The organism is Paraburkholderia terricola (assembly GCF_900142195.1).
GTDB classification, from domain to species: Bacteria; Pseudomonadota; Gammaproteobacteria; order Burkholderiales; family Burkholderiaceae; genus Paraburkholderia; species Paraburkholderia terricola.
This window is the reverse complement of the sequence record NZ_FRAB01000084.1, coordinates 1-10,109: the sequence shown is the minus strand read 5'-3', so window position 1 is coordinate 10,109 and position 10,109 is coordinate 1. Positions and strand designations below refer to the sequence as shown.

The following is a 10,109-nucleotide window of genomic DNA, read 5'->3' as shown; positions in this document are numbered from 1 at the left end:
CAGTGTGCGATTGCGGGTAAAGGCAGTGGGAGAACGACGCACGCGATCGGCGAGCGCCGGATCGAGCAGGAAATCGGAGAACTCAGCCAGAAGCCGCGAGGACGCTGGTATTTGAGTTCATATCGTTGATTTATCAGTGAGTTATGCGATGAAGTTTACAGGGGCAATGCCTCGTTTACAAGCTCTTTGAGGCTTAAGTTGAGAGCATTGCTGTGCGGGGCGGCACCTACTTTCTTTGCCGCCGCAAAGAAAGTAGGCAAAGAAAGCGGCTCACACCGCCAGCTTTCAAGCGGGTCTCCTGGCTTGGAGGGGGCCGTGGTGCGATAAACGGATGATCCCTCGCACAGCCAGCGTCAGTGACCAGGCCGTCATCAGCTCCCACTCCGCACTGCGTGCGTCGCGGATGGGTCTGCCAAGGAAGACAGCGGTAATTTTTTGCGCCGTGGGGGCCGCCGTCGGCCTCGCCTCGTCCTTGCCGATCCGCCAGCGCGTCCTCGCCACGTTTGAGCCATTTGTAGCCGGTCTGCCGGCTGATGTTAAAGCGCTCGCACAGTTCGGTGATCGTGAGCGTGTGCTGACCGGCCAGATGAACAAATTCCTGTCTGAGGCTCATGGTGTCTCTTGCGTTCCAGGGCATGGTCGGGACCGGGCGTTTTCCGTACCCGGAAGTGTCAACCATGTCCTCGCACACCTGTCAACCATGTCTCCGGTCCGTACACGGCGGCAAAGAAAGTAGGTGCCGCCCCGCACAGGGGCAACACTAATAGACCACTAACAAATCAAGAAAAGGCCAAAAAGCAAGACGAACCAAACCAAAAAGCAAAAACCAACCAAACCAAAACCCCGCCGAGCAGGCCAAAAATCCCACTCCCCGCAGGGGCATATAATGACGAACGAACCGCCGTCCCTCCAGAAAAATGCCCGATCTGCTAGCTAACCTAAACCCCGAACAACACGCCGCCGTCACGCTCCCCAATGAGCCGGCGCTCATTCTCGCCGGCGCGGGCAGCGGCAAAACCCGCGTTCTGATCACCCGCATCGCGTGGCTCATCCAGCATGGGCTGGCCTCGCCCGCCACGATCCTGGCGGTGACCTTCACCAACAAGGCCGCGCGCGAAATGATGTCGCGTCTTTCGGCGCTCCTGCCGATCGACACGCGCGGCATGTGGATCGGGACCTTCCACGGCCTGTGCAACCGCATGCTGCGCGCGCATCATCGCGACGCGGGTCTGCCGGCCACGTTCCAGATTCTCGACACCGCCGACCAGCTCTCCGCGATCAAGCGTCTGATGAAGGGCCTCAACATCGACGACGAAAAGTACCCGGCGAAAAATCTCCAGTACTTCATCAACAACGCGAAGGAACAAGGCCTGCGCCCGAAGGACGTCGACGCCACCGACAACTTCAACCGCAAGTTCGTCGAACTGTACGAAGCCTACGACCAGCAGTGCCAGCGCGAAGGCGTGGTCGATTTTCCGGAACTGCTGCTGCGCTGTCATGAACTGCTCGCGCACAATCCGCCGCTGCGCGCCCACTATCAGGCGCGCTTCAGGCACATTCTGGTGGACGAGTTCCAGGACACCAACAAGCTGCAATACGCGTGGCTGAAGCTGCTGGCGGGCCAGGCCAACTCGATCTTCGCGGTGGGCGACGACGACCAGTCGATCTACGCGTTCCGCGGCGCGAACGTCGGCAACATGCGCGACTTCGAGCACGAGTTCAACGTGCGGCATCTCATCAAGCTGGAGCAGAACTACCGCTCGCACGGCCATATTCTCGACGCCGCCAATCAGTTGATCGCCAACAACTCGCGGCGGCTGGGCAAGAATCTGCGCACGGACGCCGGCCACGGCGAACCGGTGCGCGTGTACGAATCCGCCACCGACACGCAGGAAGCCGGCTGGATCGTCGAGGAAATCAAGGCGCTGATCAGCACCGGCACGTCGCGCAGCGAGATCGCGATCCTGTACCGCAGCAACGCGCAGTCGCGCACGATCGAACACACGCTGGTGAACGCGGGCATCGCGTATCGCGTGTACGGCGGCTTGCGCTTTTTCGAGCGCCAGGAAGTCAAGCACGCGCTGGCCTATCTGCGCCTGATCGACAATCCGAACGACGACACCGCGTTCGCGCGCGTCGTCAATTTCCCGACGCGCGGCATCGGCGCGCGCTCGATCGAACAACTCGCGGACGCGGCGCGCCTGTACAACTGCTCGATGGCCGCGGCGATTCCGTATGTCGCGGGCAAGGCGGGTTCGAGCCTCGCGGCGTTCGCCAATCTGATCGGCAGGATGCGCGCGGAAACCCAGCAGATGAGCTTGCCGGAAACCGTCGAGCACGTGGTCCGCACGAGCGGTCTCGCGGAGTTCTATCAGAACGAACGCGAAGGCCAGGACCGGCTGGAAAACTTGCAGGAACTGGTCAACGCGGCCGCCGCGTTCGTCAGCGAGGAAGGCTACGGCATGGATACGCCGGCGCGCTCGATTCCGCTGCGCCCCGGCGCGACCGCCGCGCCTGAACTGGCCGTCGCCACCGACGATCCGAATACGGTCGTGTTCGACGCGCCCGGCATCGCCGACCCGGCGCAAAACCCGGACACGATGACGCCGCTCGCCGGTTTCCTGTCGCACGCGTCGCTCGAAGCCGGCGACAACCAGGCGCAGGCCGGTCAGGAAGCGGTGCAACTGATGACGGTGCATGCGGCCAAGGGTCTGGAGTTCACGGCGGTGTTCATCACCGGTCTGGAAGAGGGCCTGTTTCCGCACGAGAACAGCGCGATGGAGTCGGACGGTCTGGAGGAGGAGCGGCGCTTGATGTACGTGGCGATCACGCGGGCGAAGGAGCGGCTGTATCTGTCGTTCGCGCAAAGCCGGATGCTGCACGGCCAGACGCGCTACAACATCCGTTCGCGTTTCTTCGACGAATTGCCGCAGGAAACGCTCAAGTGGCTCACGCCGAAAGTGGAGGCGGGCGCGCGCTGGGGCGGCCGCTCGGACAACGCCGGTTACGGGCGCGACTGGTTCGCGCGGCCGGGTTACACGGGCGCGGCTTCGTCCACGCCCGCGCCGCTGCCGGCCTTCGCCAACGAACAGCGCGCGGCGGAAACGGGTTTTCGCGTCGGTCAGCAGGTGTTCCACACCAAGTTCGGCGAAGGCACGATCACCGCGCTCGAAGGCGGCGGCACCGACGCGAAGGCGCAGGTCAAATTCAAGCGGCACGGCGAGAAGTGGCTGGCGCTCGCGGTCGCCAAATTGCAGGCGGTCGAATGAGCGCTGCTGGGGCGGCGGGCGGTGTCGATTCCGATCGCGGCGGCGCGAGCGCGTCGCATCGTCCGCTCGGCATTCTCGCCGCCTTGCCGCAGGAACTCGGCGATCTGATCGAGGCGATGCGGGCCGAATCCGGTCTGCGCACCATCACGCATGGTCAGCGTGACTATCACCTCGGCACCGTTCACGGTGCGCCGTGCGTGGTGACGCTGGCGCGCGTCGGCAAGGTCGCGGCGGCGGCGACCGTCAGCGCGCTGATTCATGCGTTCGACGTCGAGGCCGTCGTGTTCACGGGCGTCGCGGGCGGCGTGGGCAGCGAGGTGCGGATCGGCGATATCGTCGTCGCCAATGCGCTGCTGCAACACGATCTCGACGCGTCGCCGCTGTTTCCACGTTTTGAAGTGCCGCTGTTGGGCGTGTCGCGTTTTGCCGCCGATGTGGCGCTTGCCGATCAACTGGCCGCCGCGTGCGAGCGTTTCGTGGCCGAAGCGGGCGCGGCGTCCGCAGCGCGATTTGGCACGCGCGAGCCGCGCGTGCATCGCGGGCTGATTATCAGCGGCGATCAGTTCATTGCCAGCGCGTTGGGCGTCGAAGCCTTGCGCGCGGCCTTGCCGGACGCGCTTGCCGTCGAGATGGAAGGCGCGGCGATCGCGCAGGTGTGTCACGAGTACGGTGTGCCGTGCGCCGTCGTGCGCACGATCTCGGACACCGCCGACGATCACGCGCCGGAGTCGTTCGTATCGTTTCTCACCGAGATCGCCGGAGCTTATTCGAATGCGATTCTGGCGCGGTTTCTGGCGGCGCGTAGCGCGGGTTGAGTCGCCGCGGGTTGGGTCGTCGGTTACGTCTGATCGGATTTCCCCAGCGCGTCGCGCACCTGCTGCAACGCCGCCGGATCTTCGATAGTCGGCAAATCGCCCGGCTCACGTCCCTCGGCCAGCGCCGCGATCGCGCGGCGCAGCAGCTTGCCCGAGCGGGTCTTCGGCAGCATCGACACCACCACCACCCGCGCCGGCCGCGCAATCGCGCCGAGCTGGCGATCGACCGTCGCGATGAGTTCGGCTTCCAGCTTCGTGCGCGCCTTGTCGTTCGCGTGGGCTTGCGCGTCGCGCAGCACCACGAAGGCCAGCGCCGCCTGACCCTTCAACGCGTCCGTCACGCCGACCACCGCGACTTCCGCAACTGCCGCGTGGCTCGACAACGCTTCCTCGATTTCGCGCGTGCCGAGCCGGTGGCCGGCGACGTTGATCACGTCGTCGGTGCGGCCGAGGATCGTCACGTAACCGTCCTCGTCCTGAATGCCCCAGTCGAAGGTGGAATACACCTGTTGATTCGGAACGCTCGACCAGTAGGTGCTCACGAAGCGCTTGTCGTCGCCCCATACGGTCGACATGCAGCCGGGCGGCAGCGGATAGCCCAGCGTGAGCACGCCCTTTTCGCCGGGCGCGCAAGGCTCGCCGGTCAGTTCATTGCGCAACTTCAGATCGAAGCCCGCCGACGGCACGCCGGGCGAACCGAGCCTGGTCGGCAGCGCCTCGACGCCGCGCGGAATCGCCAATATCGGCCAGCCGGTTTCGGTCTGCCAGTAGTTGTCGATCACCGGCTTGCCGAGCGCATCGGCGATCCATGCGGCGGTCGGTTCGTCGAGCGGCTCGCCCGCGAGGAACAGCGTGCGCAGGCTCGACAGATCGGCTTTCCTCAACAGCGCCGGGTCCTGCTTTTTCAGCACGCGCAACGCGGTCGGCGCGGTGAACATCAGATTGATCTTGTGCTGTTCGACGAGGCGCCACCAGATGCCGCCGTCAGGACGAATCGGCGTGCCTTCGTACATCACGGTGGTCAGGCCTGCGAGCAACGGCGCGTAGACGATGTAGCTATGGCCGACCACCCAGCCCACGTCCGACGCGGTGAACATCGTGTCGCCGGGCCGGCCCTCGAAGATATGTTCCATCGATGCCGCCAGCGCCACCGCATAGCCGCCCACGTCGCGTTGCACGCCCTTCGGCTTGCCGGTCGTGCCCGACGTGTAGAGCACATACGAAGGCTCGTTCGATTCGAGCCATTCGCACGGCACGTGGGCGTCGAAGAACTTCCCGCGCAGCGGTTCGTAGGCAACCAGATAGTTCGCGTTCAGGCGCTCGGGCGCGAGTTGCCGGTCGATCAGCAGCACGTGCGGGGTCTTGTGGGCCGCGCGCGCGAGCGCTTCGTCCACCAGCGGCGTGTAGTCGATCACCTTGCCGCCGCGCGCGCCGGCGTCGGCGGTGACGATCAGCGCGGGTTTCGCGTCGTCGATGCGGGCGGCGAGGTTCGGCGCCGCGAAGCCGCCGAACACCACCGAGTGAATCGCGCCCAGCCGCGCGCAGGCGAGCATCGCGAAGAGCGCTTCGGGAATCATCGGCAGATAGAGCAGCACGACATCGCCGCGCTTCACGCCGAGCGAGCGCATGACCGCCGCCATCCGGTTGATTTCCGCGTGGAGCTCGGCGTAGGTGTAGCGCCGCTCGATGCCGGTTTCCGTCGATACATAAATCAGCGCGTTCTGCTGCGCGCGCTCGGCGAGATGCCGGTCCACCGCGTTATGGCACAGGTTCGTGCGCCCGCCGACGAACCAGCGGGCGAACGGCGGATTCGAGCGGTCGAGCACGCTGTCGAACGGCGTCTCCCAGTGAATCCGCCGCGCTTCGTCGCGCCAGAATGCCTCGGGGTTCTCGATCGAACGGCGGTGGAAGTCGCGGTAGGTGGTCATCTGCGGCGATCCTTCTGCTGCGTGAATGGACGGACGTCGAGTCGGCATGCGGCCGTATTGCCGAATGTGGCGCGGCGCGAGTGCAAGGCGTGTGTGTCCACGCAAGCATAGGGTACGCCCGGCACGGCGGACAACGCGGGTTCACCATGAGCGAGACGCGGGCCATGATGATTGCGTCGAACCGAGCCGCGAGCCGCGAGCCGCGAGCCGCGAGCCGCGAGCTGTGAACCGCGAGCTGTGAGCCGCGAGCACCGAGCCGCGAGGCGCGAGCCGTAAGTCGCGAGCCGCGAGCCGTGAGCCGTGAGCACCGAGCACCGAGCACCGAGCACCGAGCACCGAGCACCAAGGCGAGCGCCGCAAGACCCGCCGCGCCACCCGCCAGCACCAAAGAAAAAGGCGCCGCAGCGCCTTTTCCTCATGCACCCCCCGAAAACAAACGCTCACGCCTTCGCGCGCTTGCCTTCGACGTCCGGCAGAAACACCGTCAGCACGCCGATCAGCGGCAGGAACGAGCACACCTTGTACACGTAGGTGATGCTGGTGGCATCGGCTAATTGCCCGAGCACCGCCGCGCCGATCCCGCCCATGCCGAACGCAAAACCGAAGAACAGCCCCGCGACCATGCCCACCTTGCCGGGGATCAACTCCTGCGCGTAGACCAGAATCGCCGAGAACGCCGAGGCCAGCACCACACCGATGATCACCGTCAACACGCCGGTCCAGAACAGGTTCGCGTACGGCAGCAGCAGCGTGAACGGCGCGACGCCGAGAATCGACACCCAGATCACGTACTTGCGGCCGATCCGGTCGCCGATCGGCCCGCCGATCACCGTGCCCGCCGCGACCGCCGCGAGGAACACGAACAGGTGGACCTGCGCGGCCTGCACCGGCAAATGGAACCTGTCGATCAGATAAAAGGTGAAGTAGCTGTTGATGCTGGCGAGATAGAAGTACTTCGAGAACACCAGCAAGATCAGCACGCCCATCGCGAACATGACCTTGTTGCGCGACAGCGTGGCGTGAGCGGTCTGGCCGCGCGCCTTCTTCACCGACGGATGCTGCTTGTACCAGCGGCCGATCTGCGTCAGCACCACGATCGCGACGAGCGCGGCGACCGAGAACCACGCGATGCTGCGCTGCCCGTGCGGAATCACGATCAACGCGGCGAGCAGCGGCCCGAGCGACGAACCCGCGTTGCCGCCCACCTGGAACAGCGACTGCGCGAGACCATGACGGCCACCCGAAGCCATGCGCGCCACCCTCGACGATTCGGGATGGAACACCGACGAACCGCAGCCGACCAGCGCCGCGGCCACCAGCAGCACGCCGAAATTGGGCGCGACCGACATCAGCAGCAGGCCCGCGAGCGTGAAACCCATGCCGACCGGCAGCGAGTACGGCTTCGGATGCTTGTCGGTATAGATGCCGACGAGCGGTTGCAGCAGCGACGCGGTGATCTGGTAAGTCAGCGTAATCAGGCCGATCTGCCCGAACGACAGCGCAAAGTTGTCTTTCAGCATCGGGTAGATCGCGAGGATCAACGACTGGATCATGTCGTTGAGCAGATGCGAAAAACTGATCGCGCCCAGCACGGAATACACCGTGCGTTGCACTTTGGCGGGCGCTTGCGCGCCGGCGAGGGCGCTTTTGTCGAGGCTCGTTTCCATACGTGAGTTCAGAAAAGAAAGGGTGGCGGCCACGTTGCAACGCCGCGATGCCTGGGAGCGGGGCGTCGCGGCATATCGACGCGGCCTTTGGCGTTGCGAGCTAATTGCCGAAGTTTAATGTGGCTTGAGTGAATTGTAAGGACAAGCTTTGTCGAGAATCGGACATGCGCAACCCTAAAGAGCATCGAAAAAGGCGCCCAGACGCGAGCGGGCCGCACCGCCGCGGTGCTCGCCGCGAATCGGTTGCCATGACCGTTCGGGTGTGGCAAGTGGCCGGATAAATGCGCTCGGAGTGCGCTTGGAGCGATTTTTGGCCGTGTATAAAACGGTCGCGGTCGCGTCGCTCATCCAGGCGGCGCGCTGAAACCGGGCGACACGCAAGCGGCTTTTTCTCGACGCGACGCTAAAGATCGCGGAGGTTGATGCCGTAGACCCGGAGAGATAAGCAGCAATGAAGCAGCCCTGCCGGAATCGACCTTTCCGGCAGTCCGAACTCGTGGGGACGGGAAAATATGAAAGTCATTTCGCCAGGCGGCCAGACGGGCGCGGGGTTCGTACCGGATGCACAAGCGGCTGGCAAGTCGCCGTCGCGTGGACAGGGCGGCCGCTCGCGCGCCGTGCGGTTCAAGGGCTTGCCGGTGAGGATAATGCTGCGCCTCGCGTTCGCGGTGCTGCTGATCGGCACGCTGCTGATCGGCGTGTTCTCGCTCACGCAGATCAGCCGCCTGAATGCCTCCACGCAATCGATCTACGACCAGGGCCACGTCGCCAGCCGCGCGGCCGAGGAAGCGCGCGGCTACATGCTGCGCGCGAGCCGCGCGCAAAAAACGCTGCTGACCGCGACCACCGCGAAGGAACGCGACGAACTGGGCGCCGACATCGACAAGGGCCTTGCCGGCCTCGGCGCGCAACTGGGCACGCTGCAGCAGTACGTCGATTCATCCGACGCGAAGGCGGTCGATCAGCAGAAGAAATTCGCCGCCGCCGTCGCGATATGGAGCGGCCACCTGCGCGACTTCGTGACGCTCGTGAAGGCGCAGCCGCTCGATCTGTCGCAGATGAACTGGCAGGTCGGCACGCAGGACGTTTCCCTGCTGGTCGAGACCGGCAAGCTCGAAAAGCTCGTCGACGAACTCGTCGCGCAGCGCGGCACGGCCGCGAAGGCGACCATCGACGCGTCGGGCTTCATCTATCACTCGTCGTTCGTGATGATCGCGGTGATGACGCTCGGGCTGATCGTGCTGGCGTTCGGCATCAGCGAATGGGTGGTGCGACGCCTTGCCCGTCAACTCGGCGGCGAACCCGCGTATGCGAAGGAAATCGCCAGCCGGATCGCGGCGGGCGATCTGACGAACCGGATCGCGCTCGGCCGCAACGACAGGTCGAGCATGTTGTACGCGCTGCACGACATGCAAGGCGGTCTCGCGACGACGGTCTCCGACATTGCCGCGAGCGCGGACGCGATCGCGACCGCCTCGGGCGAGATTTCGATGGGCAATCAGGACCTCTCGCAACGTACCGAACAGCAGGCGATGGCGCTCGAGCGCACCGCGAGCAGCATGGAGCAGTTGACGTCGACCGTGCGTCAGAACGCCGACAACGCGAAGCAGGCGAGCACGCTCGCCAACAACGCGTCGGAGATCGCGGAGAAGGGCGGCGAGGTGGTGAGCCGCGTGGTCGCGACGATGAACGAGATCAACGACAGCGCGCGCAGTATCGGCGACATCATCGGCGTGATCGAGGGCATTGCGTTCCAGACCAACATTCTGGCCTTGAACGCGGCGGTCGAGGCCGCGCGGGCGGGCGAGGAAGGGCGCGGGTTTTCGGTGGTCGCCGCGGAAGTGCGCAACCTGGCGCAGCGCAGCGCGGCGGCCGCGAAGGAGATCAAGGGGTTGATCGGTGCTTCCGTCGAGCGGGTGAGCAATGGCTCGACCCTGGCGCAGGACGCCGGGCAGACGATGGACGAAGTCGTCAAGGCCGTGAAGCGGGTTACGGACATCATGGGCGAGATTTCGGCGGCGTCGTCGGAGCAGAGCGCCGGGATCGAGGAGATCAACCTCGCGGTGACGCAGATGGATTCGGGCACGCAGCAGAATGCCGCGCTCGTTGAACAGGCGACGGCCGCTGCGCGGTCGCTGGATGATCAGGCGCGGGGGTTGAAGGAGATGGTGGGGAAGTTTAGGTTGTGATTGTGTTTTTGGGTTTTTTGCCTGCGCGGCGCTGTTGGTGGTGGTTGTTGCTTTGTTGGCCTTTGCTTGATTTGTTAGTGGTCTATTAGCGTTGCCCCTGTGCGGGGCGGCACCTACTTCTCTTTGCCGGCCGTGTACAGACCGGGGACATAGCTGACAGGTGTGCGAGGACATGGTTGACACTTCCGGGTACGAAAACGCCCGGTCCCGACCATGCCCTGGAACGCAAGAGACACCATGA

Annotated in this window: 5 protein-coding genes and 1 pseudogene; 3 read left to right on the top strand and 3 right to left on the bottom strand. The window is 64.8% G+C overall.

Annotation, left to right across the window (positions count from 1 at the left end):
• Nucleotides 1-466: 466 nt before the first annotated feature.
• A pseudogene (locus BUE39_RS35830) lies at nt 467-637 on the bottom strand (helix-turn-helix domain-containing protein); the annotation flags it as partial.
• A 280-nt stretch (nt 638-917) separates the two neighbouring features.
• Between BUE39_RS35830 and BUE39_RS33185 the strand changes: the two are divergent.
• Both BUE39_RS33185 and BUE39_RS33180 read left to right on the top strand, forming a co-directional pair.
• Nucleotides 918-3,269, top strand: a complete 2,352-nt coding sequence (locus BUE39_RS33185; RefSeq protein WP_073432920.1) for a UvrD-helicase domain-containing protein — start codon at nt 918-920, stop codon at nt 3,267-3,269.
• A complete protein-coding gene (locus BUE39_RS33180) occupies nt 3,266-4,084 on the top strand; it encodes a 5'-methylthioadenosine/adenosylhomocysteine nucleosidase (protein ID WP_073432919.1) in 819 nt (272 codons plus the stop codon). The genes BUE39_RS33185 and BUE39_RS33180 overlap by 4 nt, the downstream gene beginning before the upstream one ends.
• A 23-nt stretch (nt 4,085-4,107) precedes the next feature.
• Here BUE39_RS33180 and BUE39_RS33175 read toward each other — a convergent pair whose 3' ends face one another.
• Both BUE39_RS33175 and BUE39_RS33170 read right to left on the bottom strand, forming a co-directional pair.
• Complete coding sequence (locus tag BUE39_RS33175) at nt 4,108-6,012, bottom strand: propionate--CoA ligase (RefSeq protein WP_073432918.1); 1,905 nt, start codon at nt 6,010-6,012, stop codon at nt 4,108-4,110.
• Between the two features lie 440 nt (nt 6,013-6,452).
• Nucleotides 6,453-7,679 (bottom strand): MFS transporter, encoded by a 1,227-nt coding sequence (locus BUE39_RS33170; RefSeq protein WP_073432917.1) that lies wholly within the window; start codon nt 7,677-7,679, stop codon nt 6,453-6,455.
• A gap of 512 nt (nt 7,680-8,191) precedes the next feature.
• On the opposite strand from BUE39_RS33170, the gene BUE39_RS33165 reads away from it, so the two are divergent.
• Entirely contained in the window at nt 8,192-9,868 is a 1,677-nt protein-coding gene (locus tag BUE39_RS33165) for a methyl-accepting chemotaxis protein (protein WP_073432916.1), read from the top strand.
• Nucleotides 9,869-10,109: the final 241 nt, after the last annotated feature.